This window comes from Pedobacter sp. NO84 (assembly GCF_059703915.1).
The window spans coordinates 3,425,289-3,451,110 of sequence record NZ_AP046575.1 but is presented as its reverse complement, the minus strand read 5'-3'; the positions used below and the strand labels follow the sequence as shown (position 1 = coordinate 3,451,110).

The 25,822-nt window shown below is 39.8% G+C and carries 27 protein-coding genes; 10 read left to right on the top strand and 17 right to left on the bottom strand.

Annotated elements, in window-relative coordinates; all coding sequences use genetic code 11:
* Window positions 1-29 precede the first annotated feature (29 nt).
* Together AC6H0V_RS15225 and AC6H0V_RS15220 are read right to left on the bottom strand one after the other, a co-directional pair.
* Window positions 30-773 (bottom strand): zinc ribbon domain-containing protein, encoded by a 744-nt coding sequence (locus AC6H0V_RS15225; protein WP_497561051.1) that lies wholly within the window; start codon window positions 771-773, stop codon window positions 30-32.
* Complete coding sequence (locus AC6H0V_RS15220; protein WP_497561050.1) at window positions 773-1,870, bottom strand: Nif3-like dinuclear metal center hexameric protein; 1,098 nt, start codon at window positions 1,868-1,870, stop codon at window positions 773-775. Before AC6H0V_RS15220 ends, AC6H0V_RS15225 begins: the two co-directional genes overlap by 1 nt.
* Window positions 1,871-1,950: 80 nt before the next feature.
* Here AC6H0V_RS15220 and AC6H0V_RS15215 point away from each other — a divergent pair, with 80 nt between their 5' ends.
* Complete coding sequence (locus tag AC6H0V_RS15215) at window positions 1,951-2,505, top strand: hypothetical protein (RefSeq protein ID WP_497561049.1); 555 nt, start codon at window positions 1,951-1,953, stop codon at window positions 2,503-2,505.
* A 66-nt stretch (window positions 2,506-2,571) separates the two neighbouring features.
* On the opposite strand, the gene AC6H0V_RS15210 is transcribed toward AC6H0V_RS15215, so the two are convergent.
* A complete protein-coding gene (locus AC6H0V_RS15210; RefSeq protein WP_497561048.1) occupies window positions 2,572-2,946 on the bottom strand; it encodes a TM2 domain-containing protein in 375 nt (124 codons plus the stop codon).
* A gap of 2 nt (window positions 2,947-2,948) precedes the next feature.
* Window positions 2,949-3,254 carry a DUF2752 domain-containing protein gene (locus tag AC6H0V_RS15205; RefSeq protein ID WP_497561047.1) on the bottom strand — a complete coding sequence of 102 codons (306 nt, stop codon included), beginning with the start codon at window positions 3,252-3,254 and terminating at the stop codon, window positions 2,949-2,951.
* Window positions 3,255-3,487: 233 nt separating this feature from the next.
* On the opposite strand from AC6H0V_RS15205, the gene mfd reads away from it, so the two are divergent.
* Both mfd and AC6H0V_RS15195 read left to right on the top strand, forming a co-directional pair.
* Window positions 3,488-6,838: a transcription-repair coupling factor gene (gene mfd, locus AC6H0V_RS15200; RefSeq protein ID WP_497561046.1), complete on the top strand. Its 3,351-nt coding sequence runs from the start codon at window positions 3,488-3,490 to the stop codon at window positions 6,836-6,838.
* Between the two features lie 171 nt (window positions 6,839-7,009).
* Window positions 7,010-7,219, top strand: a complete 210-nt coding sequence (locus AC6H0V_RS15195; protein WP_497561045.1) for a DUF3820 family protein — start codon at window positions 7,010-7,012, stop codon at window positions 7,217-7,219.
* Window positions 7,220-7,417: 198 nt separating this feature from the next.
* Here AC6H0V_RS15195 and ygiD read toward each other — a convergent pair whose 3' ends face one another.
* The 5 genes from ygiD to AC6H0V_RS15170 all read right to left on the bottom strand — a co-directional run bounded on the left by ygiD (window position 7,418) and on the right by AC6H0V_RS15170 (window position 10,811).
* Window positions 7,418-8,257 (bottom strand): 4,5-DOPA-extradiol-dioxygenase, encoded by an 840-nt coding sequence (ygiD, locus tag AC6H0V_RS15190; protein WP_497561044.1) that lies wholly within the window; start codon window positions 8,255-8,257, stop codon window positions 7,418-7,420.
* Window positions 8,258-8,468: 211 nt separating this feature from the next.
* Entirely contained in the window at window positions 8,469-8,975 is a 507-nt protein-coding gene (locus AC6H0V_RS15185; protein WP_497561043.1) for a DUF3347 domain-containing protein, read from the bottom strand.
* A 4-nt stretch (window positions 8,976-8,979) separates the two neighbouring features.
* The gene (locus tag AC6H0V_RS15180; protein ID WP_497561042.1) at window positions 8,980-9,798 is read right to left on the bottom strand and encodes a hypothetical protein; all 819 of its coding nucleotides are present in this window, start codon (window positions 9,796-9,798) and stop codon (window positions 8,980-8,982) included.
* 3 nt (window positions 9,799-9,801) lie between these two features.
* Entirely contained in the window at window positions 9,802-10,335 is a 534-nt protein-coding gene (locus tag AC6H0V_RS15175; RefSeq protein ID WP_497561041.1) for a heavy-metal-associated domain-containing protein, read from the bottom strand.
* 77 nt (window positions 10,336-10,412) lie between these two features.
* Entirely contained in the window at window positions 10,413-10,811 is a 399-nt protein-coding gene (locus AC6H0V_RS15170; protein ID WP_497561040.1) for an HYC_CC_PP family protein, read from the bottom strand.
* Window positions 10,812-10,947: 136 nt separating this feature from the next.
* Here AC6H0V_RS15170 and AC6H0V_RS15165 point away from each other — a divergent pair, with 136 nt between their 5' ends.
* The 4 genes from AC6H0V_RS15165 to AC6H0V_RS15150 all read left to right on the top strand — a co-directional run bounded on the left by AC6H0V_RS15165 (window position 10,948) and on the right by AC6H0V_RS15150 (window position 14,753).
* Window positions 10,948-11,664 (top strand): peptidylprolyl isomerase, encoded by a 717-nt coding sequence (locus tag AC6H0V_RS15165; protein ID WP_497561039.1) that lies wholly within the window; start codon window positions 10,948-10,950, stop codon window positions 11,662-11,664.
* Window positions 11,665-11,671: 7 nt separating this feature from the next.
* Entirely contained in the window at window positions 11,672-12,439 is a 768-nt protein-coding gene (locus AC6H0V_RS15160; protein ID WP_497561038.1) for an exodeoxyribonuclease III, read from the top strand.
* Window positions 12,440-12,505: 66 nt separating this feature from the next.
* On the top strand, window positions 12,506-13,765 hold the full coding sequence (gene hutI / locus AC6H0V_RS15155) for an imidazolonepropionase (protein WP_497561037.1): 1,260 nt from the start codon (window positions 12,506-12,508) through the stop codon (window positions 13,763-13,765).
* Entirely contained in the window at window positions 13,758-14,753 is a 996-nt protein-coding gene (locus AC6H0V_RS15150) for a formimidoylglutamase (protein WP_497561036.1), read from the top strand. The genes hutI and AC6H0V_RS15150 overlap by 8 nt, the downstream gene beginning before the upstream one ends.
* On the opposite strand, the gene AC6H0V_RS15145 is transcribed toward AC6H0V_RS15150, so the two are convergent.
* From AC6H0V_RS15145 to AC6H0V_RS15110, 8 genes are all read right to left on the bottom strand, one after another.
* Window positions 14,716-14,874 (bottom strand): hypothetical protein, encoded by a 159-nt coding sequence (locus AC6H0V_RS15145; RefSeq protein ID WP_497561035.1) that lies wholly within the window; start codon window positions 14,872-14,874, stop codon window positions 14,716-14,718. The genes AC6H0V_RS15150 and AC6H0V_RS15145 overlap by 38 nt on opposite strands.
* A 33-nt stretch (window positions 14,875-14,907) precedes the next feature.
* Entirely contained in the window at window positions 14,908-15,495 is a 588-nt protein-coding gene (locus AC6H0V_RS15140; protein ID WP_497561034.1) for a 5-formyltetrahydrofolate cyclo-ligase, read from the bottom strand.
* 60 nt (window positions 15,496-15,555) lie between these two features.
* A complete protein-coding gene (efp, locus tag AC6H0V_RS15135) occupies window positions 15,556-16,116 on the bottom strand; it encodes an elongation factor P (RefSeq protein WP_497561033.1) in 561 nt (186 codons plus the stop codon).
* Window positions 16,117-16,832: 716 nt separating this feature from the next.
* The gene (locus AC6H0V_RS15130) at window positions 16,833-17,447 is read right to left on the bottom strand and encodes an ABC transporter ATP-binding protein (RefSeq protein ID WP_497561032.1); all 615 of its coding nucleotides are present in this window, start codon (window positions 17,445-17,447) and stop codon (window positions 16,833-16,835) included.
* A gap of 101 nt (window positions 17,448-17,548) precedes the next feature.
* A complete protein-coding gene (gene lpxA, locus AC6H0V_RS15125; protein WP_497561031.1) occupies window positions 17,549-18,334 on the bottom strand; it encodes an acyl-ACP--UDP-N-acetylglucosamine O-acyltransferase in 786 nt (261 codons plus the stop codon).
* The gene (locus AC6H0V_RS15120) at window positions 18,334-19,743 is read right to left on the bottom strand and encodes a bifunctional UDP-3-O-[3-hydroxymyristoyl] N-acetylglucosamine deacetylase/3-hydroxyacyl-ACP dehydratase (protein ID WP_497561030.1); all 1,410 of its coding nucleotides are present in this window, start codon (window positions 19,741-19,743) and stop codon (window positions 18,334-18,336) included. Before AC6H0V_RS15120 ends, lpxA begins: the two co-directional genes overlap by 1 nt.
* A 2-nt stretch (window positions 19,744-19,745) precedes the next feature.
* The gene (lpxD, locus tag AC6H0V_RS15115) at window positions 19,746-20,816 is read right to left on the bottom strand and encodes a UDP-3-O-(3-hydroxymyristoyl)glucosamine N-acyltransferase (RefSeq protein ID WP_497561029.1); all 1,071 of its coding nucleotides are present in this window, start codon (window positions 20,814-20,816) and stop codon (window positions 19,746-19,748) included.
* A gap of 110 nt (window positions 20,817-20,926) precedes the next feature.
* Window positions 20,927-22,150: an HD domain-containing protein gene (locus AC6H0V_RS15110; protein ID WP_497561028.1), complete on the bottom strand. Its 1,224-nt coding sequence runs from the start codon at window positions 22,148-22,150 to the stop codon at window positions 20,927-20,929.
* A gap of 101 nt (window positions 22,151-22,251) precedes the next feature.
* Here AC6H0V_RS15110 and porX point away from each other — a divergent pair, with 101 nt between their 5' ends.
* The 3 genes from porX (at window position 22,252) to AC6H0V_RS15095 (ending at window position 25,821) form a co-directional block, all read left to right on the top strand.
* Window positions 22,252-23,805: a T9SS response regulator signal transducer PorX gene (gene porX, locus AC6H0V_RS15105; RefSeq protein ID WP_497561027.1), complete on the top strand. Its 1,554-nt coding sequence runs from the start codon at window positions 22,252-22,254 to the stop codon at window positions 23,803-23,805.
* A 180-nt stretch (window positions 23,806-23,985) separates the two neighbouring features.
* Window positions 23,986-24,411: a tRNA (adenosine(37)-N6)-threonylcarbamoyltransferase complex ATPase subunit type 1 TsaE gene (gene tsaE, locus AC6H0V_RS15100; RefSeq protein WP_497561026.1), complete on the top strand. Its 426-nt coding sequence runs from the start codon at window positions 23,986-23,988 to the stop codon at window positions 24,409-24,411.
* Window positions 24,412-24,594: 183 nt separating this feature from the next.
* Window positions 24,595-25,821 carry an alanine dehydrogenase gene (locus tag AC6H0V_RS15095; protein WP_497561025.1) on the top strand — a complete coding sequence of 409 codons (1,227 nt, stop codon included), beginning with the start codon at window positions 24,595-24,597 and terminating at the stop codon, window positions 25,819-25,821.
* Window position 25,822 lies beyond the last annotated feature (1 nt).

Here is a 25,822-nt window from a genome sequence, read left to right as displayed (position 1 = left end):
GCCTAGTTTAATATTTGGTTTTCAATTTCTTATGCTTCTGCTAATTCATGGGTTAATGCCTCATCAACCAAAATTCTTCCACAATGTTCGCAAACGATAACTTTTTTACGCTGGCGGATATCTAATTGGCGTTGAGGTGGTATTTGATTGAAACAACCCGAACATGAATCTCTATCGATTGTAACAACTGCTAAACCATTAACTGCATTTGTTCTTAATCTGTTATAAGCAATTAATAATCTTTCTTCAATTTGGGTTTCAGATTTATCTGCTTTTTTAACAAGAGTTTGCTCTTCCTTTTCAGTTTCAGCGGTAATTGTTTCCAATTCGCCCTTTTTAAGCTCTAAATCTCCTTTTCTTGCTTCAAGATTTGCCAATGCCTGATCATATATTTCCGTTTTAGAGGCAATATCAAAGCCATATTCTTTTATCTTCTTCTCGCAAACCTGGATTTCTAAGTTCTGTATTTCTACTTCCTTAGTTAATGCATCATATTCGCGGTTATTTTTTACATCCTTTAATTGTGTTTCGTATTTTTTGATCAAGTTCTGTGCGTCTTTGATCATGTTTTTACGATTTACAATTGCATCTTCAGTATCATCTAGTTCGGCTTTGATTTTTTGGATCCTAGTTTCTAATCCTGCCACTTCATCCTCTAAATCAGATACTTCCATTGGCAATTCACCACGGATCTGACGGATTTTATCAATCTTTGTATGTAGGTTTTGTAATTCGTATAAAGCTTTTAGCTTTTGCTCTACTGTTTGTTCCATTAAATGAAATAATTTATGGGGTTTGTATTATGCTCCGTTAAACGGATTGCAAAGTTAGGAAATTTTTCTTGAATATTATCAATCAACAAATTAGATGTAAATTGTTCACTTTCATAATGGCCAATATCACAGATGATCAAGTGGTTTTCGGCATCAAAAAATTCGTGGTATTTAAAGTCTGCAGTTACAAATGCATCAGCCCCTGCTGCAATGGCATCTTTAAGCAGGAAGCTCCCGGCCCCTCCACAAACAGCAACTTTTTTGATTTTTTTATTCAATAACGCCGTATGCCTAATTACCTTGGCCTGCATTTTTTCCTTTATCAGACTTAAAAAATCTGAAGCCTCCAGTTCTTGAGGAAGCCATCCAATCATGCCGGCACCAACCTGGTCTAACTTATTGCTTAAGGGATAAATATCGTAAGCAACTTCTTCATAGGGATGATTTTCTAATAATGCCACAATTATTTTCCGTTGTTCCTGTACCTTAAAAATCACTTCTATCCTAACCTCTTCTTCTTTATGCAAAATTCCCCGCTCACCAACATAAGGATTAGAATTTTCGTTAGCCTTAAAGGTACCTGTGCCTTCGGCATTAAAACTGCACTCGCTATAGTTTCCAATATTTCCGGCACCTGCGCTAAACAAGGCATTTCTTACTTCATCAGCATTTGCTATAGGGCAAAAAACAACCAATTTATTAAGGAGACCTGCTTTTGGAGCTAAGATCTTTCCGTTTTCGATGCCCAATTTTTTACAGATCATTCCGCTAACCCCATGAGCTACATGGTCAAGGTTAGTATGTATGGCATATAGGGCAATATTGTTTTTGATTGCTTTTAGCACTACTCGCTCTACATAGTTTTTGCCGTTTAGCTTTTTCAGTCCCTTAAAAACTATGGGGTGATGGGTAATAATCAGGTCGCAGTTTTTAGCAATCGCCTCATCAACAATTTCTTCGGTACAATCCAAGGCCACTAAGGCTGCATTAATTTCATCGTTACCGCTCCCTATAATTAATCCGGCATTATCGTAGTCTTCTTGGTAATTAAGCGGAGCTAAATTCTCCAAATATTCGGTTATTTTACTTAATTTCATTTTTAAAGTTAACCATATCGATCAAATTAATAGCCCGGTATGCTTAATTATTCTTCTTTAATCCGAATTAACAACGTGTCATGACTATTAAGCGAACCACTTTAATTATCAAAAATTATAGAATCATCACTGTGTTTGTATTCATCGCTTTGTTTTCAATTGTCCATCCCGCTAGGGCACAGGTGAAGTACAGTGGTAAATTTGAATTTGGCTACTTGAACTATCTGTCGCGTACGTTAATTGTAGAGGCTGGTCCTGGTTGGAAAGGGTATCCATTGGAAAAAGGGCAGAGCGGCATAGAAGTTAGCGCAATAAATGGCATTACTTTAAAGCAAAGATTTTTTATCGGAATAGGTATTGGATATTTAAATTATGAGGGCACGCCGGGCTATTCTATATACGGTGATATAGAGTTTTTAACCTCTAAAAAATCCCTATCTCCTTTGTTAGGCTTCAAGGCAGGGCATTCGAAAATTAATAATCAATATGAAAATGGGAGTAGATCTGGCAGCGTAGAATTGGATCTCGGATTAAATTATAAACCTACGGGGAAGTTTAGCGTCTATCTTAAAAGCGGAGTAGAATTTGTTTATGGTGCTTCGTTCGTCCCTATTCGGATTGGTTTAAGCCTATAAAAAATCCTTATCCGGGTTAGCAGATAAGGATTAGTACTCGATGATTTAAGTCATCGGATGAGTACATTAAGCCATCGGATGGGTAAATCCGCCCATTCTGATCATCTGTAGACTTTCGAAAACCATTTTTTGGTTGTATTCGAACGCCAATTCCTTGTGGTTTACAATATCTACAATGGTTCCGATTAAGCATAGTCCCCAAGTAAAGGTGTATAAAATCCCCATGCCTATCTGTCCAAGAATAAATCTGTGGAGTGCAGGAAATACGAAAAGCGCTACGATACAAAAAAGCAAAATATCACTTGGGTTTTTTCTTTTGCCCGAATAAACCATTAAAAAAGTGCTTATCTGCTGTTCGTTCAAACCGTTTGTTGCGGTTTGCAAATAGCTATATTCTTGGGGAGTTATACCCGGTAGCGACATAAATTGTGAGTCAAACATTGTTAATCCTCCTTAAATTTTAAATTAAATTCTTTATTAAATAATTGTTTGCTGAGCTGATACATGCGGTGGGCGATTAAAAGCAGGGCTGGAATGCCAAACCAATGATGCGCAAAACTCGCTCGTACGTCTCCGTGGAACAATGAAGAAATTGATCTTCCCAAACCACATCCCGGACACCATGTTATTCCTAAATTTGCCAATGGGCATAGGGTAAAATGTTGCGCATGTGGATCTGAAGTGGCCAACAATACCAAAGCGATTGTCCAGAATACTAATTCTAAAGGAAAGCTTTTAAGGTACTTCATGTTCCGCGTTTTATATTAATTAGAAACAATGATAAGTTTTTTGTTACGACTGCTAAACTACATTCGACAAACCGAAAAAAAATCTCGACAAACGCTTGTTTAGGATAGACTTGCGAGGAGCATGGAGCATAGGGCATGGGGCTGGGACATCCCAGCGCTCTATGCTCTATGCTTAAAACAATTCCTTTCTTCTAGGGTTACTCCTTTCCACAATACTTTATTACATTTGCCCAGTGAACATTCGCGACCTGATTAACAGATACAAAACAGACGAGCGTGTTATTGCTGCCGCAAAATCGTTGAACAAAGGGAAGGGGAGTAAAACCCAACTAAGGGGATTGGTGGGTTCGTCTGATGCCGTAATAGCCATTTCTACTTATTTCTTGCTGCACAAACCTCAACTTTTTATTTTACCAAATAGAGAAGAAGCTTCTTATTTCTTGTCGGATTTGGAGGGCATTTTAGATAAGGAAGTACTGTTTTTTCCCTCTTCATTCCGCAAAGCATTCGAGTTTACCCAAATAGACACCGCTAATGTGCTGGCAAGGGCCGAAGTTTTAAACGAGCTCAACCATCTCCCGACAGGCGTCGGGACCACTTATGGTAGAATAGTGGTAACCTATCCAGAAGCGTTGGCCGAAAAGGTGATAGACCGCTCTGTGCTGGAAAAAAACACACTGGAAATTGCCGTGGGAACAACGTTGGGTATCGATTTTATCAATGAATTTTTGTTTGAATATGATTTTGAACGGGCCGACTTTGTTTATGAACCCGGTCAGTTTTCTATTCGTGGCGGGATTGTAGATATATTTTCGTTTTCGCATGAGCTGCCCTACAGGATCGAATTTTTTGGCGATACGGTAGAAAGCATCCGAACCTTTGAAATCGAAAGTCAGCTTTCGGTTGATGATGTGAAGAGCTTAACCATTGTTCCAAATGTACAAGCAAAGTTCTTGACCGAAAATAACATCAGCCTACTCGATTATATCGAAAAGGATACACAGCTCTGGTTTAAGGATGTTGAATATACCATCGACATTGTTAAAGCTGGATATAAAAAAGCGATAGAGCTTTGGAAAGCTCTGGGCATAGCCGAAAAGCAACAAAACCCAAACTGGTTAGATCCAAAGTTTTCGTTTACCGACGAAAAAATGTTAGCTGATCTTTTTCAGGATTTTGCCTTAATTGAATTCGGGAAACAGTTTTTTTATACTACCGGAGAAGTTTTCAATTTCGAAACAAAACCACAGCCTTCATTTAATAAAGATTTTGACCTGCTGATCAAAAACTTAAAGGAAAATGAAACTGCAAAGATCCATAACTTCATTTTTACGAATTCGGGTAAACAGATTGAGCGTTTATATGCCATATTAGACGACATTGATAAAACAGCAACGTTTACGCCGATCCATATCCCACTTCGGGAAGGATTTTTAGACCCTACACAAAAAGTGGCGTTTTATACAGATCATCAGATTTTTGATCGATTTTATAAATATCAGCTTAAAAAAGGGTATCAACGAAGTCAGGCGATTACGCTAAAAGATTTACGAGAATTAAAACCCGGAGATTTTGTAACCCATATCGACCATGGAATTGGAAAATATGCAGGGCTAGAAAAGGTAGAGGTAAACGGTAAAATACAAGAGATGATCAGGCTTGTTTATGCTGATAATGATCTGCTTTATGTGAATATCAATTCCTTAAATCGTATTGCTAAATTTAGCGGTAAAGATGGGACCCATCCCAAAATGAACAAATTGGGAACTGAGGCCTGGGATAAGCTAAAGAAAACCACAAAAAAAAAAGTTAAGGATATTGCCCGAGACCTCATTAAGCTCTATGCCATGCGGAAGGCTCAAGTAGGGACAGCATTTGCACCAGATGGTTATTTAGAAACAGAGTTGGAAGCTTCATTTATTTATGAGGATACACCTGATCAGGTTAAGGCAACGGCCGATGTGAAAAAGGACATGGAAGCGCCCCACCCGATGGATAGGTTGGTTTGTGGAGATGTGGGATTTGGTAAAACAGAGATTGCTATCCGAGCGGCATTTAAGGCAGTAGCCAATGGAAAACAAGCCGCCATTTTAGTGCCCACCACCATTCTGGCTCTCCAGCATTTTAAAACTTTTTCTTCAAGACTAAAGGAATTTCCTTGCACGGTAGATTATATCAATCGATTCAAATCCTCAAAGCAAATAAAAGAAACATTGGAACGTTTATCCCAGGGCAAAGTAGACATCGTAATCGGAACGCACAGGTTACTTAGCAAAGATGTAAAGTTCAAAGACTTGGGCATTATGATTATTGATGAAGAACAGAAGTTCGGTGTTGCTGCAAAAGAAAAATTAAGGGCTTTACGCGTAAATGTAGATACACTCACGCTTACCGCTACCCCTATTCCAAGAACGTTGCATTTTTCTTTAATGGGCGCAAGGGATTTGTCGATTATGAGTACACCGCCACCCAATAGACAGGCGGTTAATACGGAACTGCACGTTTTTAACGACAAGTTAATTCAAGAAGCGGTTCAGTTTGAACTTGATCGTGGAGGCCAGGTTTTCTTTATCCACAACCGTGTGAACGATTTAAAGCAATTGGGCGGACTGATCCAAAAACTGGTACCCAAAGCAAGGATTGGCATCGCACATGGGCAGTTGGATGGCGATCAGTTGGAAGATGTAATGCTTGATTTCATTAATGGAGAAAAAGATGTACTTGTGGCCACTACCATTATCGAAGCTGGGCTAGATATTCCGAATGCAAATACCATTATCATTAACCATGCGCATATGTTTGGTCTGAGTGATCTTCACCAAATGCGGGGAAGGGTAGGTAGATCGAACAAGAAAGCTTTTTGTTACCTGTTAAGTTTGCCTTTGTCTACACTAACGAGCGAAGCAAGAAAAAGATTGAGTGCGATTGAAGAGTTTTCTGATCTGGGAAGCGGTTTTAACATCGCCATGCGGGATCTTGATATTCGTGGTAGCGGAAATCTTTTAGGTGGCGAGCAAAGCGGATTTATTGCGGAAATTGGATTTGAAATGTACAATAAGATTTTAGATGAGGCTATCCAAGAATTAAAAGATGCCGAATTTAAAAATTTATTTAAGGACGAGCCGCAAAGGGCGTTTGTGAACTTTACCCAAGTAGACACCGATTTGGAACTACATATTCCTGATGATTATGTAACCAGTATCACCGAACGCTATAACTTATACACCGAACTGTCGAAACTAGAAAACGAGCAGCAACTGTTGGCGTTTGAGGAAGAGTTAAAAGATCGTTTTGGAAAGGTTCCTCCGCCAGTAAAAGCCATGCTAAAGGTGCTGAGGTTACAATGGGTAGGCAAGAGACTGGGCTTTGAGAAATTAAGTTTCAAGAAAAATATTTTGCGTGGCTATTTTATTAGCGATAAACAATCGAGGTTTTTCGATTCGGAAATCTTTAATAAGATTCTTGCCTTTGCGCAAATGCATCCACGGCTGTGCAACTTAAAGGAAGTAAAAGATTCGCTGCGTATTTCTTTTGATAACATTGCTAATGTTGACGAGGCCATCGAGATGTTGGAGCTGGTGTAGAGATAGAGTAGAGAGCATGGGGCATGGAGCGGGGAGCATGGAGTTGGGGGCAGTGAGTTATAGGCTTGATGTATTATATTATTCCCAATTTATTGATCCTTTATGCTATATTGCTATTTGACTGCGCAACTCCAACCTCATAACTCCAAAAACGCCACTCCCAACTCACCCATGGATCCAGAACTCCTAAAAGAACTTGTTGTTTTCAAAATGCCTTTCGGCAAGTACAAGGGATGGATTATTTCCTCTCTTCCCGAGTCTTATCTTGTTTGGTTTCAATCTCAAGGTTTCCCGCCAGGCAAATTGGGCAATCTGCTGGGCACGATGTACGAGATTAAATTGAATGGATTAGAGTATTTGTTAGGACCGCTTAAAAAATAGTCTGGAGTCCCGAGTCCAAAGAGTCCGATCATACTATAAAGATGTAAAGCGCATGGCGCTTGGAGCAGAGCGATTGTGCAACTTAGATGCTTCTTGATGTCTTAGATGGTGAAAAAGAGACGGAAAGTCCGGAGTCTGAGAGTCCGATGACAACGACCTAAAGTCTTAGGTTTCTAAGCTGCCTTAGGTGGTGAAAAATTAACGAACCATTACCGAGGTCATCGTTAGCGAACCACCAATGGCTTTATCATTAAACAAAATTGCTTCTTCATTTTCATTTTGAAGTCCGAGCGTATACATTAAAGGTAAATAATGTTCTGGTGTAGGAATGGCCATCAATGCATCCGCTCCCATGCGTTGATAGTTAATTAATGGCTGATGGTCTTTATTAGAAATTAAAGTTTTAAACTTTGAGTTCATTTCCAATGCCCAATCATAGCCCCCTCCATCCATCATCTCCCAGCTTATCATCCGCAAATTATGCACCATGTTTCCGCTGCCCAGAATAAGTACTCCTTTTCTTCGAAGAGCGGATAATTCTTTTGCTAAATTATAATGGTACTGCGCATCTTTGGTATAATCGATGCTCAATTGTAGCACGGGAACATCTGCTTTGGGGTACATATGCTTAATCACTGACCATGCGCCGTGGTCTAATCCCCAATCATGCGCCAAAACAACATCTGTTGAAGTGATCAATTTAGCCGTCTCCTGGGCCAAAAAAGGGTTTCCAGGGGCAGGGTATTGCACATCGAATAAAGCCTGTGGAAATCCACCGAAATCATGGATTGTTGAAGGAAAGTCCATTGCAGTAACTTTTGTTCCTTTGGTAAACCAATGTGCAGAAATTACCAGAACAGCTTGTGGAACCGGAATTTCGCTTGCTATTTGGCTCCATTTTGAACTAAACTCATTGATCTCTATTCCATTCATGGGTGATCCATGACCCATAAAAAGCACGGGCATTAATGGCGTTTGATTTAAGTTGGCGGTAAAATTTTTGAAATCTACAGCTATCGGGTTATTAAATGAGGTCATCTCTTTGCAATTAGCAATACAAAGGTAATGAGCTACCTCTTTCTAAACATTGACATAAGATAAGAATACGTTTAATCACCACCTTAGACACCTGAGGGCTCCTAAGATATCGAACCATATAAGACATATAAGGACATATAAGAGCAACACTATTACTTATATGCTCTTATATGTCTTATATGGTTTGATTTTTAAGGGTAATACTTAAGCGTTATTTCTTGGTTATCGTTGACGTTACTTCACCACAATCGTACATTTTGCTGCCGTAAAACGGATTTTGTATCTCTTCATCTTCGTTTAGCCAACTTTTCTTTGCCATTGGGCAATACTGGATGTACACATCATTATTGTTAAAGTTAAAAGACTTTACCAATTTGATCATTGCATAGGCTACTCCCTCAAAGCTTTTACGTTGTTTTTTCAGCTCTTTTTCGAACACAATTGGTTCTGCAAATTTCCTAATTTCAGTGGTCTGCATTTTCCAATCAATTTGTTGGGAAATAACCAATTTCTTAACTGGAAATGTCTTTAAACTCGCGATTAAGCTTTTAGCGTTAATTCCTGCCATATTCACATTGTCTGTTGCCAATGCGTTTTTTAGGTCGAAATATGCGCTAAGCATTTTGTTAAATTCTGTCCTGGCAGTTTTATCTTGAGCCTGCGCCCTCGGTAAAATCAGTGCTACCATAACGGTAATCAGTATAATTGTTTTTCTCATATCGCTATTGTTTCTTACTTAATGCATTAAAAAAATTAAATTCTACTCTTGCCAAATACATGTTCTTCATGTACCTATTGGCTATATTTCCATTTATTTGAAAGCGATATCCGAAATCTATTCTCGTTTTACTATTTAAGATAAGTTGTACCGCAGGAGCCAAATCTAAATAAGAATTTCCATCAACGGGATCGGTTTTTCCCAACATTTCTACATACAGGTTAAAGTTAGGCTGATTATAGTTTTTATAAATAAATGGCAGTAATAAATAGCCAGAAGAAATACTGTAATTGAGCATTTGATCTGGGGCAGCTAAATCTGATAGTTGTTTAGCTGTTTTCCAATTTGCTTTGCTATACCCTACTGTAGCAGATAACGCCAGCTTATGCGTCAATTGTGTAAAGATCAAGCCCCCTTGAACGCCCGAATTGTCGCCCTCCAAATTGATATCTGAGGTATAGGTAGGTCTTTTACTAGTGCTTATCCTGCCATAAATTGCGGCTCTAGAATGGCTCTGCGATCCATCTAAGGAAAGAAATCTATATTTGGCGTACAAACTCCCTCCCTCCAGTCTATAATTGCCATCCATATCAGAAAAGAAGGCCTGTGCATGGAACATGAGGTTTTTACTTGCCCCCACCATTACTTCGGCTATGCTTCTGTTAGCATAATTTTTGTTAAAGCTGCCCTCATTTGTAATCCTAACTCCAATAGCATTGGTGGGCATATTACTTGCAGGCTCGGTAAAAACATACAGTTCTTGCGCATAGATCAAGTTAGCTGTACCCATTAAGAACAGAAAAAACAGGATTGTTCTTTTCATAACCTAAATGCTGAGATGATAGATCCTGGTTTTTTGCCCATTGATTAGTCCTGTACCGCTGGGGTAGGAATCAAATTTAACGGTAGCTAATTTTTGCTTAAAGGAAGCGTTAGAAATAAAATTCTTATCAATAACACTCACTTTAACCGGTCCGTTTAACACCTTGTTTTTTGCGTTGGTAAATCGGTAAACATTTGGCCCTGAGATCGCCTGGCCGTTATCATCTATCTTTACCTGATTAAATGTAACTGTAGCATCAAGTTTGCCTACCGAAAACCCAGCATCCCTAACCTTTTTATTTATTTGGTCGAAATTAACTTGACTCCCCTTTTTAAAAGTTATTAAAAATAAGTTTTTGTTTAGATCTGGGGTTACCTGATCTACATAAGACAAGGTACGTAGCGATTTTTCGGTAGCTTGGGAGCACATTGAGCAGGTTAAGCCCGTTACTTGAATTTCTAAGGTAGTAACCTGCTGTGCAGATGTTTTAATTGCAAAAAGCAATAAAAAAAGAATGGATATTTTAATGGTTTTCATATCGAATTTTTTTTAAAATGAATAAAACTCCCGATGTGGGAGACAATTGCTGGGCGAAACGCCAAACATCATTTTAACTAATTCCTGAAAACGCAGTTGAGCACATGTATGGCTACACTACTGGCGGGAGGGGCTTTATTTTCTGGTATACGGGGATAAAAAGCGGGTATCTTTTCAAAGGCCAGCGTTAGAAATGGCTGAAATAAAACCTCAACGCTTACTAACTTTGGGAGTTTGAATGAGGGTGTTGTTTGATGGTTGTCCTTAACCTTTACCTCAACCTTCGTGTTTTTACAACAGCCGTCGTCTTTTTTATCTACTGCCTCTGTTTTGCAGAATTGGCAACTACTTTTACTGGAGTAGATCGCTACCGAAGCAAGCTTACCCCCGCAAAAATGCATGCTAAGCGCCACACCAATTACACTAAAGAGGTAAAAGGTGCATAAACCTAATGCTAATTTTTGCTTCAACTTCATTGATACAAAGTTAGGGATTAATTTGTAATCGATAGGTAAAATGATTTAGATTCGCGTTGGGCGTTTGGCGACACTTACGCTTTACGCAAGACGCCATACGCTAATTTTTAATACCTTAGCGATAAATCGGTTAACCATGAAGAAACTCCTATTTCTCCTGCTCTACTTTTGTTGTCTAAACACCTTTGCGGCAAAGCCAAAAAATCAATATGTTAAGATCAGCACTTCAAAAGGCGAGTGCATCATTAAACTTTACAACGAAACCCCTTTACATAGAGATAATTTCTTGAAATTGGCAAAAGAAGGGTTTTATAATGGTACGTTATTTCACAGGGTGATCAAAGCCTTCATGATCCAAGGGGGAGACCCGACCTCAAGAAATGCAACGCCAGAAGCGTCTTTAGGGGATGGAGGGGATGAAAAAAGAACCATCCCGGCAGAGTTTAGGGATAGCTTATTTCATAAAAAAGGGGTTTTGGCCGCAGCAAGAGAAGGTGATGAAGAAAATCCAACTAAAGCCTCAAGTTATTCTCAATTTTATATCGTCCAGGGAAAAGTGTTTACTGATTCTATGTTAAATGTAGTGGAAGAAAAGCGTTTAAAATTCAAGCTCCCCGCCTATCAACGCGAGGTGTATAAAACCATCGGTGGTACGCCCCATCTTGATCGCAATTATACCGTATATGGTGAAGTGGTGAAAGGATTAGAAATGGTAGACGCCATTGCCAGTGAGCCTACCGGGAAAGCAAATCGACCTATCACCGATATAAAGATGACGGTTACGGTACTGACTAAAAGGGAGGCAAAAAAACTAGAAAAAGAACTGGCCAAAACAGCTACGAATAAAAAGTAACATTGCAATGAAAATTATTTCCTACAACGTAAACGGTATTCGTGCTGCTGCCACAAAAGGTCTTTTTAATTGGCTCCAGGCTACTGATGCCGATATGGTATGTTTCCAGGAGGTGAAGGCTTTAACTGAACAGATTCCTGAGATCATCGCTTTAATTGAGCAGTTGGGATACCACCATTATTGGTTTCCGGCAGAGAAAAAGGGATATAGCGGTGTGGCAATCTTAACCAAAATAAAGCCCATTCACATCTCTTACGGATGCGGTGAGCCATGGATTGATGCAGAGGGAAGAATTCTAAGGGCAGATTTTGATACTTTTTCGCTCATGAGCCTCTACATGCCTTCTGGATCAAGCGGTGATGAAAGACAGATCAAAAAATATGAATTCATGCGCTTTTTTGATGTCTACATTGATGAAATAAGGAAAGAACATCCCAACATGATCATCTCCGGCGATTACAACATCTGCCATCAGCCCATCGACATCCATAATCCAAAATCAAATGCTAACTCTTCGGGCTTTTTGCCAGAAGAAAGAGAGTGGATGGATCTATTTATGAATAATGGTTTTATCGATTCTTTCAGGCATTTTAACAAAGATCCGCATCATTATACCTGGTGGAGCTATCGTGCAGGCTCTAGGGGCAAGAATTTAGGTTGGCGAATCGATTATCATTTGGTAACACAGCCAATGGAAAGCCGATTAAAAAATGTAAGGATTTTGCCCGATGCTTTGCATTCTGATCATTGTCCGGTACTGTTAGAGTTAATGTAAGATGGAAAATGTAAGATGGAAGATGGAAGTAGTTCCCTGTTCGCATTCCGCCAAACGCCAAACGCTATGCTAATCACAAACATCAAAGGCCTCGTAGGCATTCATCCAAGAGAAAAACTGCTACTTCGCGGGAGCGAAATGGCTACTTTGCCTGTTTTGGAAAATGCCTGGCTCTTATTAGAGGATGGGTTGATCAAAGATTTTGGCGAGATGAGTTCAATTCCATCTTCCATCTTACCTGCCCGTCCGGCAGGCGGGCATCTTACATCTATAGATGCTAGCGGTAAATACGTTCTTCCCACTTGGGTTGATAGCCACACACACATCGTTTTTGCCGCTCCGCGTGAAGAGGAGTTTGTACTAAAAATTGCAGGCAAATCTTATGAAGAAATTGCCGCGGCTGGTGGTGGGATCTTAAATTCGGCCGAAAAACTTGCCATCGCTACTGAGGATGAGCTTTTCGCGAGTGCCAGCATCCGCCTAAGCGAAATGATTAGGCAAGGCACAGGTGCGATAGAAATAAAAAGTGGTTACGGGCTAACGGTTGAGAGCGAAATTAAAATGTTAAGGGTGATCCAGCGGTTAAAAAATACGTTCCCTATTCCGATTAAAGCAACGTTATTGGCAGCCCACGCCTATCCGCAAACCTATAAAAATGACCATCAAGGCTACATTAAGTTAATTGTTGAGGAGCTTCTTCCCTTGGTTGCGGCAGAAAAATTGGCCAATTACATGGATGTTTTTTGCGAAAAAGGCTTTTTCTCGACCCCGGAAACTGAAGAGCTCTTATCCGCCGCTGCGCAGTACGGATTAAAACCAAAAATACACGCTAACCAACTTTCTGTTTCGGGAGGTGTGCAAATAGGCATTAAACATCACGCTGTTTCGGTAGACCATTTGGAGAAAACTGACGATGAAGTTTTGCAGAGTTTAGGCGATGGCAACACTATCGCTACGCTGCTTCCCTCATGCTCTTTTTACCTCAACATCCCTTTTGCCGATGCCAGGGGATTAATGAATGCCAATGCGCCGGTTGCACTGGCCACAGATTATAATCCTGGTTCTACGCCATCCGGAAATATGAATTTTGTGGTTTCACTAGGCTGTATCAAATTAAAAATGATGCCCGAAGAAGCCATCAATGCGGCTACTTTAAACGCTGCGGCCGCAATGGAACTGAGTGGTGAGATCGGGAGTATCGCCATTGGTAAAAAAGCGAATGTATTCATCACAAAAAAAATTCCATCACTTGCTTTTTTGCCCTATAGTTTCGGACAAACTCAAATCGAGACGGTAATTTTAAATGGGGAGGTTTATCATGGATAGCTTAAAAGTATATATTCCCGAGGATATTTTGGGCTTGGTAAATGTACGGGAAGGCGAAGAAAAATTGGGCCAACACGTTCGGTATCTCGATACGCTCGAAAATATTAAGGATTCGCCCGCAGCATTTGTACTTATCGGCATTCCTGAGGATATCGGCATACGGGCAAATTTTGGTATTGGAGGAGCAAAAACAGCCTGGAAAGCTGCCTTAAAATCTTTGCTTAATATACAGAGCAATCCTTTTTTAAGGGGCGACGAAATTCTGGTTCTTGGCCATTTTGAAATTGACGAACCCAAGGATCAAACCGTACAGGGGCTGCGAAACAAAACAAACGAAATCGATGTCCTGGTTTATCCTGTGATCCAAAAAATTATTGCTGCTAAGAAAATTCCAATTGTAATTGGCGGGGGGCACAATAACGCCGCACCTATTCTGGCCGGCGCGGCTATTGCGTTAAATAAACCGATAAACGTAGTTAATATTGATGCCCATGCCGACTTACGAGAAACCCGCGAGGGCAGACATAGCGGTAATGGTTTCAGCTATGCCCTACAACATGGTCATTTAAACGAATACCGTATATTCGGACTTCACCAAAACTATGTGCATCAAGATTTAAAAGTGGAACTAGAGAACGACCCAAAATTAAATGCTTTTTACTTTGAGGATTTACTAAAGAGTAATACATCAATAGTAAGGAACTGGGCCGAATTTACCACCCCTTTAAATGAACCTTGTGGTTTGGAAATAGATTTGGATAGTATTTCGAACATGCTCTCGAGTGCTATCACGCCAAGCGGATTTACCTTAAACGATATTCGTAAACTATTGATATCCGGGAATAAAACTTATACCTATCTCCACATCTGTGAGGGGGCGATAAGTCTAAACGATGAGAGAACAGACCCAGCAACGGGGAAAGCTATTTCTTACTTGGTGAGCGATTTTATTAAAGCTCTTCTGCCTCGTATTTCTCCGCGGCTTTGATCATCAACTCCATTTCTGCTTTTTGCTTCTCAGTTAATGGGTCTTCCTGTTCTTGCATTTCGAAAATCGTAATCATCGTTTCTTCGTAATGCTGAGCTGAGGTAATGGTGAATGTTTTCATGGTGTGCTGTTGGGCGCTAAGCGTATGGAGAGGCTAATCGCTTTGCGCCAAACGCTCATCTTTAAATTCTACAATCCGGTCTGGCGTAATGCATTTATCCAATCGGATGTCATTCAAATGTACGTCATTAATTTTTGTTACCGCATCAAAAAAAGACAAACCTATTTTCTGGGTAGGTATAGCCTGTAAAAATCTGTCGTAAAAACCTTTTCCATAACCTACACGGTTTCCGTTTTGGTCGAAGGCAAGCAACGGAACGATAACTAGATCGGGTATTTGGGTAAAAGGCTTAGCGTTTTGGGGTTCAGATATCTGATAGGAATTGATTAAGAGATCGGCTTTATCTTTAAAGGAAAAATGCGTCATTACCATTGACTCGAAATCGGCTTTAGGCACTACAATTTCAATTTCTGGATGGTTATGCTGTAGCCATTCGATCATTAAAAAAGTATTTGGCTCTTTTTTGGGTAGGATGGGAAGAAAGATGTGAATGCTTTTTGTTGCTGAGAAATCGAGCGTTTTAAACTGCGCCAAGAGCTTTTCGTTTAACGAAAGAAGTTGATCCTCAGTTAAGGCATTTCTTTGGGCTAAGGCCTGCTTTCTTAATTCGGCTTTGAGCATAGCTGGGCATTTGGCGTTTGACATTTGGCGACGCTAATCGCCAAACCCATTACGCTTATCTTATTTAACTCTCTCCACATACTCGCCGGTACGTGTATCTATCTTAAGTTTATCGCCTTGATTAACAAAAAGCGGTACTTTTATCTCTACTCCGTTTTCTAGGGTAGCGCTCTTAAGCGCATTGGTTGAGGTATCGCCCTTTACCGCCGGCTCAGAATAGGTTACTTCAAATTCTGTAAAATTAGGGATTTGGGCAATTATCGGTTCCTCACTTTCCATAGAGACCAAAATGCTCATACCTTCTTTGAGGAAACGGATTGACGGACCGAACATCGATTTTGGCACATTGAACTGTTCGTAAGAAACATTGTCCATTACCACCAAATAATCCCCATCTTCATATAAATATTGATAATCGTTGGTTTCCACCCTACAAATTTCTACCTGTTCGTCTGTGTTCATACGAGCTTCTACTAGTCTGCCCGTTTTGATATTACGAAATTTGCCTGTGTAAAATGCTCCGCCTTTACCTGGCGTGCGGTGATTCCATTCGTCTACAGTAACCAATTCCCCGTTTACGCGAAGGATGTTACCGATTTTTATTTCTGATGCTTTTGCCATAATACTTTTTTAAAAGACTTAGGAAGTCTTAAGACTTCCTAAGTCGGCGCAAGGTAAAAATAAACTATAAATACTACAAGGATTTTAAGATTAGACCAGGATTTTTAGGATGGGCAGAATTATAAGATAAATTCCCAACTGCGCTTATACATTACCCTAATCCAGCTCTTATTTTTTATAGAACATAATCATCATTCTATAATCCTAAAATCTTGGTAAAAAAAATGGCTTCGGGAACCACTCCGAAGCCACAATCAACCTAAACCTAAACTAAACTATGAAAATTCTTATATTAATAACCTCAATATCTTCCTAAATTGGAATACGAAGGGTTATGTTTTAATCAATTTGTACGATATTAGCCATATATTACGTCTTATTTCGTGGCGCAAAGATATAAACTAATTGTTAATTCTGCAATAGCTAAAGAAAAATATTTTTATAACCTAGTTTTAAACTGAGATAGGCGTGTTTCTTTCAAGATTTTTACAATAGACGCATTACTCGATGGTTTAATCATGGTGTTTTCGAAAGATTTTTGATAAGTGAATTGCTTAAATGCAAAAAGTTAGCGGCGCAATTAGGAGCATGTATATTGGCCTCATATTAAGGGTAGATCTAAAAATTAATAGCCCACAGATTGAAAAGGATTATCCGTTGGTAAACTGCTGTGCCACCTCCTGATAATAGCTATCCTAAATCCTATAAATCCTAGTCTATTTATAATGGCTAATATTAAGCCTATGCGCGCAGAACCCATATTCATGCGCCTGGTTAGAGCCAACAATCACCAATTTATCTGCAGCAAATTTACCGATCAGTTCGAGGTACCACGCTACGCCCTGCTCATCCAGATTGGAAGTAGGCTCATCCAAAATTAGGATAGGTGTTGCTGCGCAGCAGGCCAAAGCAAGCTTGGTTCGCTGTTTCATTCCGCTCGAGAAGTATTTTAAGGCTTTGTCCTGCGATTTTTCGAGCCCAAGCAAGCTCAACACCGATGCAGCGTTCATCCCTTCGGCATAAGGTTTAAATTGAAAGTGGAAGGCTATTGTTTCCTCCAGCGTAAATTCCTCAACTAAATCTAAATAAGGCGCAGCAAAACTTATCTTTTGGAATACATCCTCAACAGGAATTTCTTTAGTATCAAAATAGTTCACCTCCCCCTCTGAAGTGGTTAAGCTCCCTAATAAAACACTTAATAATGTAGACTTTCCAGAGCCATTAGGGCCAAGGACAGCATATTTTTTATTACCCTCAAAGCTGTAGGTAATGTTCTTAAAGATCCATTCTTTGTTAAACCGGCGACCAACGTTGTCGAGCTTGATTATCATCTGGTATTGGGATATGAGATGTGAGACACGAGATATGGGACTAGCAAAACATCTTCTGCCAAAGGCATCCCTTTGGGACATTTTACCTCTTCCATTTTACATCAAGAGCCTGTTCCAAAACCGCGCATTACCCCTCTATTAGAGTTGCGGATAAAATCAACGATCTCATCGCGGATTTCTGTGGGCTGAAACTCTGCTTCAATAATATCTAAGGCCTTGGTTACATTGTTGTTTTTCACGAACAGAACCCGGTAGATTTCTTGGATTTCGTTGATTTTTTCTGGAGAAAACCCTCTTCTTCTTAATCCAACAGAGTTGATACCTACGTATGAGAGTGGCTCTCTTGCGGCTTTAACGTAAGGGGGTACATCTTTGCGCACCAATGATCCGCCAGTTACAAAGGCATGGGATCCTACTTTTACAAACTGGTGGATGGCAACTAGCCCAGCTAAAACCACATAATCTCCAATGGTAATATGTCCAGCTAAAGTAGTACTGTTACTAAATATGCAATAATTGCCCACTTCACAATCGTGCGCAACATGAGAATAGGCCTGAATTAAACAGTTGTTTCCAATTACGGTCTTCCATTTATCCTTTGTGCCCCGATTAATGGTTACGCATTCGCGGATGGTAGTATTATCCCCTATTTCTGCAGTTGTTACTTCCCCGGCAAATTTCAGGTCCTGGGGAACGCCTGAGATAACCGATCCGGGAAAAATCCGGCAATTTTTTCCAATCCTTGCGCCATCCATGATCACCACATTGGACCCAATCCACGTGCCTTCACCAATTTCAACGTCTTTGTGTATTACAGCAAATGGTTCTACTACAACATTATCTGCAATTTTTGCTTGTGGGTGTATGTATGCTAAAGGTTGTATCATTATGCTGGTTCGCTATCTTTAACTCTTGAAATTTGTGCCATCATTTCGGCCTCTACCACTATCTTATCCCCTACCATCCCAATGCCTTTCATTTGCGCAATTCCTCTTCTGATGGGCTCCATTAAATCACATCTAAAAATAATCGTATCTCCAGGTAAAACCTGTGCCCTAAAACGAACATTGTCTATTTTTAAGAAGTAGGTCAGATAATTTCTAGGGTCAGGGACTGTACTCAAAACCAGAATTCCTCCTACTTGCGCCATTGCCTCAATTTGGATTACTCCCGGCAAAACCGGAGCACCCGGGAAGTGACCTCTAAAGAAGTCTTCGTTCATGGTTACGTTCTTTACACCAACTACGTGTGTTTTAGAAAGCTCCAACACTTTGTCTACAAACAAAAAAGGCTGTCTGTGCGGCAAGATATCCATAATCTGCACTACATCATACAATGGTTTTGCATTATGATCGTACACCTTTTGGATTTTTTTGCCTTTCTCTTTTTTAATGGCGGCTTTTATTTTTTTCGCGAAAGCTACATTGGCTGCATGCCCTGGCCTTGCTGCCATAATGTGGCCTTTTAAATGAACCCCAACCAACGCTAGATCCCCGATCATATCCAATAATTTATGTCGAGCGGGTTCGTTCTGATAGCGCAGCTCCATGTTGTTTAAGATCCCCTGTGGGGCAACATCAATCGCTGATCGCTTAAATATTTTGGCCAAATGGTCCAGTTCGTCCCTAGTTACTTCCTTATCAACAATTACAATCGCATTGTTTAGATCGCCACCTTTGATCAGGTTATTTTGGAGTTGGTATTCCAGTTCGTGCAGAAAGCAAAACGTGCGACAAGAAGCAATATCTTTTTTGAATTCGGCAATACTCGAAATTCCCGCATGCTGACTTCCCAGAACCGGAGAATTATAATCGATCATACAGGTAAAACGATAATCGTCTAATGGCATGGCTACAATTTCTACCTTACGATCTTCTTCTGTGTAGATAATATTATGCGGAATGGTAAAATATTCCCTATCTGTATTTTGGGCTATTACTCCTACTTCTTCCAAAGCTTCAACAAATTGGATGGCACTTCCATCCATTATAGGTGTTTCAGGACCATCTAGTTTTAAAAGCACATTATCCAGGTCCATTCCAACCAATGAAGCCATTACATGTTCTACCGTACTTACACTTGCGCCATTTTGGGAAATAGTAGTGCCACGAGCGGTATCGGTTACATTATCACAGTCGGCATCAATTGTGGGTTGACCCTCTAGATCTATACGTTGAAATTTAAATCCATGATTATCGGGGGCCGGACAAAAAGTTAAAGTAACGTTTGCTCCAGTATGCAAACCAACACCTTTTACAGAAATCTCACCTTTTATAGTCTTTTGCTTAACGTTCATTCTTATTTTTGTATTGTACCAATTTGTTCGATGATAGCGGATAGCTCAGCGATTTTGGCTTCGAGATCCCTAATCCTCCTATCAACTTCTGGCAGTTTTTTAAATATCACCGTACTTCGCATCCATTCTTTTAATGGTTGTGCCGGACTACCATGCCATTGTTTATTCTCTTCAGTATTAAAGTTTATTCCGGCCTGGGCACCAATCTGTGTTCCCTTGCCCAGATTTAAATGCCCTGCAATTCCCACCTGTCCACCAATAACAGAGTTATCCCCCAATTTGGTACTTCCAGAAATACCGGTCTGCGCTGCAACTACGGCATGCGAACCAACATCCACATTATGTGCGATCTGGATCAGGTTATCAAGCTTTGCGCCTTTGCGGATAAATGTTGAGCCCATTGTAGCTCTATCAATCGTTGTGTTTGCGCCTATTTCTACATCATCTTCAATTACTACATTTCCGATCTGAGCAATCTTATTATAGGTGCCATCGGGCTGTGGAGCAAAACCAAATCCATCACTGCCAATTACGGCGTTAGAGTGGATAGTAACTTTATCGCCCAATATACTGCGGTTGTAAATTTTTACACCTGGATAAAGGATGCAATCTGTTCCGATTTTGGTATCAGAGCCAATATAAACCTGGGTATAAATTTTGCAATTGTCTCCAATTACTACATTTTCTTCAATTGAACAAAAGGCGCCAATAAACACATTTTTCCCAATTTTTGCTGTCGGATGAATAAAACAGGGCTGATCTATCCCCGGGGTATTTTTATCTTGATTAAGGGCTTCGTTATATTTCTCTAGCAGCAAAGAAAATGAACTATAAGGATCTTTAACCTTGATCAACGTGCAGGTTACGGGTTGGGATGGCACAAAATCGTTTGAAACAATAACAACAGATGCCTTAGTGGTATAAAGATAGCTTTCGTATTTAGGATTAGACAGAAAACACAGTGAGCCCTCACTACCATTTTCAATTTTAGAAAGCTCTCCAACTTTTACAGTTGCATCCCCCTCGATGGCACCATCTAAAAATTCGCTTATCTGCTTGGCAGTAAATTGCATCTTACAAAGTTAAATGTTAAATTGATATGGACAAATAAACAACAGTTGTTAATCTAATACAAGGATAACTCCTCCAACGCTACAAAAGGTATAATATTTGTTAAAAAACGCTAAATATCCCTAGTATAACAAAGAATATGCTTTTTTACTGTCTTATCCAAAGATTCTAAGTTAGACAAATCTGAGGCTTTTGCAATATCTACCAGTTCATTATTCTTCATTAAAATATTGATGTTGCTATTTCCCGCATTGTACGCTCTGTTTCGGATCGTATCGGTAAAAACAAAATAGGCAACATCATCTTCGTCTAAGTTTAAGGCTACCGCCGTTTGGACGGCAAGATGCTCAATCCGTTCTACCGATGGTTCGGTATTGCTAATTTCTACCTTGTACAGTTTCCTGGAGTTTAACATTTTGCAGAGCCTGGCTAAAATAAGATCCTCGTCGTTTTCCCATACCTTAATTGCAGCATAGATGTCCTGATCATCTAATTTTGAGAACTGCAGCAGATGGTTTTCGTCTTTAAAAAAATTAAGCTCTGTGATATCCTGTTGTAGAAAATGTTGCAGTGCAGGGGTAGCAAAAAGTTCGGCCCCTCCAGATGCCAGTTCCTTTGCCCTCTCTAAAATTTTAACCAGTAATTGTTCTGCAGCGATCACCGTTTTGTGCAGATAGACCTGCCAGTACATCAACCTTCTGGCGATTAAAAATTTTTCTATAGAATAAATCCCCTTTTCTTCAATTACCAGCTGATCATCTACTATATTAAACATTTTAATAATCCGGTCAAAGCTGATTACGCCCTCGCTTACTCCGGTAAAAAAGCTATCGCGGTTAAGGTAATCCATCCTATCTAGATCAAGCTGACCGGAAATAAGTTGGCAAAAGAATTTTCGATGGTAGTTTCCTTTGAAGATATTTATCGCAGGGGTTAATAGCCCGTCGAATTCTTGGTTTAACTTATCCATCATTAACATAGAAATGTCTTCGTGCTTAATGCCATTGACCAGTGTATGCTCCAATGCGTGCGAGAAAGGTCCATGTCCTATGTCGTGCAATAAAATAGCGATGGTTGCGGCTTCTTCTTCTTCCGGAGTAACCCGATGTCCTTTGTTTCTCAGCACTTCGAGAGCTAGGCTCATTAAATGCATCGCCCCAATGGCATGATGAAAACGTGTATGCAGTGCCCCTGGGTAAACAAGGTGCGTCATCCCAAGCTGTTTGATATAGCGTAATCTTTGAAAATAGGGATGCGAAATCAGATCGTAAACTAATGCAGAAGGGATGGTTATAAATCCATAAACAGGATCGTTAATTATTTTCTTTTTGTTCAATTGCCAAATTTAAATTATACGGTACAAAAATTGCTATTTTTATCGATACTAAAGAAGACCAGGCGCTTTTAAAAATTCAATTTACATAAAAAGTATAGATAATGCAGGAAACCAAAATTTTATGGGCTGATGACGAAATCAACTTACTAAAACCACATATATTATTGCTAAACGAAAAGGGCTACCATGTTACCACTTTTACCAACGGAAACGATGCGCTCGAAGCGTTCGGGAAATCCCATTTCGACCTTGTCTTTTTAGATGAGAATATGCCAGGAATGAGCGGGCTCGAAACCCTATCGGCCATTAAAAATCTTCGTTCTGATGTACCCGTAGTACTGATTACAAAAAGTGAGGAAGAAAACCTCATGGAAGACGCGATCGGTTCGAAAATAGACGATTACCTGATCAAGCCAGTTAACCCAAAACAAGTATTATTGACCATTAAAAAAATCATCGACAATAAACGATTAGTGAGCGAAAAAACATCTTCAGCATATCAACAGGATTTTAGGCGTTTAGGAATGACCTTAAATGATAAATTGAGTTATGAGGAGTGGGTTGATGTGTATAAAAAATTAATCTTTTGGGAATTAGAGCTAGAAAAGTTGGATGATCCACAGATGCATGAAATTTTAACCATGCAGAAATCTGAGGCCAACACCCAGTTCTGTAAATTTATTGAAGACAATTATTTGGGCTGGGTTAATGGAAAGGAGCAAGCGCCCTTGTTGTCAAACGAATTATTAAAAAAGAAAGCCTTTCCATTAATTAACGAAAATACACCTGTATTTTTTATCCTGATAGATAATTTACGTTATGACCAGTGGAAGATCATCAACCCGCTAATTAGCGAATACTTTAGGCTAGATGAGGAAGATACCTATTCGAGTATCCTGCCTACGGCAACGCAATATGCCCGTAATGCGATTTTTTCTGGATTGATGCCCTTAGAAATGGAAAAAAGATTTCCCTCTTTATGGCAGAACGACGATGACGAAGGGGGCAAAAACATGCACGAAGAAGCTTTTTTGGCCGATCAGATCAAGCGCAGCTTACGTAAGGACTGTAAATTTAGCTATCACAAGATATTAACCTTCGATCAAGGAAAGGAACTTACTGAGAAGGTAAACAATTTAATGGATAATGAGTTCAATGCCATCGTTTATAACTTTGTTGACATGCTATCTCATGCCCGAACGGATATGCAGATGATCAGAGAATTGGCAAATGATGATGCAGCATATCGATCGTTAACCCTATCTTGGTTTGAACATTCGCCCTTATTGGAGTTGTTGAAGAAAATCTCGCAAAAAAGGGTTAAAGTAATCATCACTACCGATCATGGTACCATACGGGTTAAACATCCGAGTAAAGTGATTGGGGATAGAAATACAAATACCAATTTACGCTACAAACAGGGAAGAAACCTTAATTACAATGCAAAAGAGGTGTTTTTAATCAAGAATCCGCACGAGGCTCAGTTGCCTAAGATAAATATCAGTTCTAACTATATTTTTGCCAAAGAAGATCAATATTTCGTTTATCAAAACAACTACAATCAATTTGTAAACTATTATAACGAAACTTTTCAGCACGGCGGAATATCTTTAGAAGAAATGATCATTCCGATTGCAACTTATAGTTCAAGATAATTTCACCGCCTTAAAAGCCTCAAGCTACTAAGAATGACCACATAGACACAGAGAGAACATAGACAAACGCCCAGCTATGTGTTCTATGTTTCTATGTGGATTAATTAATCCTTAAAGTTCGCATGAATAATTAGCCAATTATCACATTAGCCAATTAGCTAATTATTGTATTTTTGCCTAATGAGCAGTATTTCTATCAACAGTCTTTCAGAATTAGGTACCGCAGCAGCGCAATTGCTCCATTTTGCCAATGGCGAAAAATTCTTTGTTTTTGAGGGAGAAATGGCTGCAGGAAAAACCACATTTACAAAAATTTTTTGTGAGCATTTGGGTGTTCAAGATGTGGTAAGCAGTCCAACTTTTTCTATTGTAAACGAATACGAAAGTGCAAATGGGGTAATCTATCATTTTGATTTTTATCGGCTTAAAAGCATTCAGGAAGCATTTGACATAGGCTACGAAGAATATTTTTATAGCGATAGGTATTGCCTGGTAGAATGGCCCCAAAAGGTGGAAGAGCTATTGCCCGATACTTACATTAAGGTAGAAATTGAGATTACGGGAGATAAATCCAGACGGTTTAGCTTTACTCGAATTGGTTCATAGTTCATGGTTCATAGTTCATAGTTCATGGCAAGGGAGCAAAAAAACCGTTCATGATTCGGTGTATTCCAATCATCCAAACCATGAACTATAATCCATAAACCATCAACCTTAAGATTTTCGTCTCCCTTTGGTTATTCTCTAGAATTTCCGTATCTTCAAACACCTAAAAACTACCAGATTACCATGGCTACAGGATTACGAGAAGGGATGGCTGCTATCGCTCAAAGAGGTTTAATACAACCCCAAGAATCGATGCTGGAAACCAACAAAAAAAGCAACAGCTTATATATCGGCATTCCAAAAGAAATCTCGTTTCAAGAATGTCGGATAGCGCTAACGCCATTATCGGTTGCTTTACTGATCAATAACGGGCACAAAGTAATTATCGAATCGGGGGCGGGCGTTGGGGCCAATTTTACCGACAAGGATTATAGCGAGCAGGGAGCTCACATTTCCTTTAGCAAAAAAGATGTGTATGATGCAGACATCATTGTAAAAATTGCACCCCCTACAATTGAAGAAATTGGGCTAATGCATAAGGGACAGACATTAATTTCGGCCCTGCAGATTGGTACCTTAAAAGACGCCAACCTAAAAGCGATCCTACATAAAAAAATAAATGCCCTTTGCTTTGAAAACCTTCGTGATGAAGGTAATGTGCTAAGTGTAGTGCGGGCTATGGGAGAGATTGTTGGTGCCGCGTCTATTTTTATTGCTGCAGAATATTTAAGTAGTGCATTTGGAGGAAAGGGCTTAATGTTAGGTGGTTTTACCGGTGTACCGCCTACCGAAATTGTAATTTTGGGCGCAGGTACCGTTGGCGAATATGCAGCAAGAACGGCGCTTTCCCTTGGCGCAGAAGTTAAGGTTTTTGACAGTTCTATTTTTAGACTGCGCCGTCTACAGAATAATTTGGGAAGCCGGGTTTTTACCTCTGTAATGCAACCTATTGTTTTGGCTAAGGCGATAACAACCTGCGATGTGGTGATTGGCGCCATTAGATCAGAGCACGGCCGTAGCCCCTGCTTGGTAATGGAAGAAACAGTTAGTAAGATGAAGCCGCATTCTGTGGTGGTTGATGTAAGTATTGATCAAGGAGGGTGCTTCGAAACCTCACAAGTAACCAACCATAAAGAACCGGTTTTTATTAAACACGATGTAATTCATTACTGCGTGCCAAATATCGCGTCTAGAGTGCCCAGAACAGCTTCTTACGCGCTAACCAATATATTTGCCCCAATTTTGGTTGATATTGGCGACATGGGAGGTTTAATGAATATGGTGTGGAACAGGCCCGGCATTCGCGAAGCATTGTACTGCTATCAAGGTCATTTAACCAACAAGGATCTGGCAAATATGTACAACCTTCCTTTCAAAGATCTGGAGTTATTAGTGGTGTCTAATCAGTAAC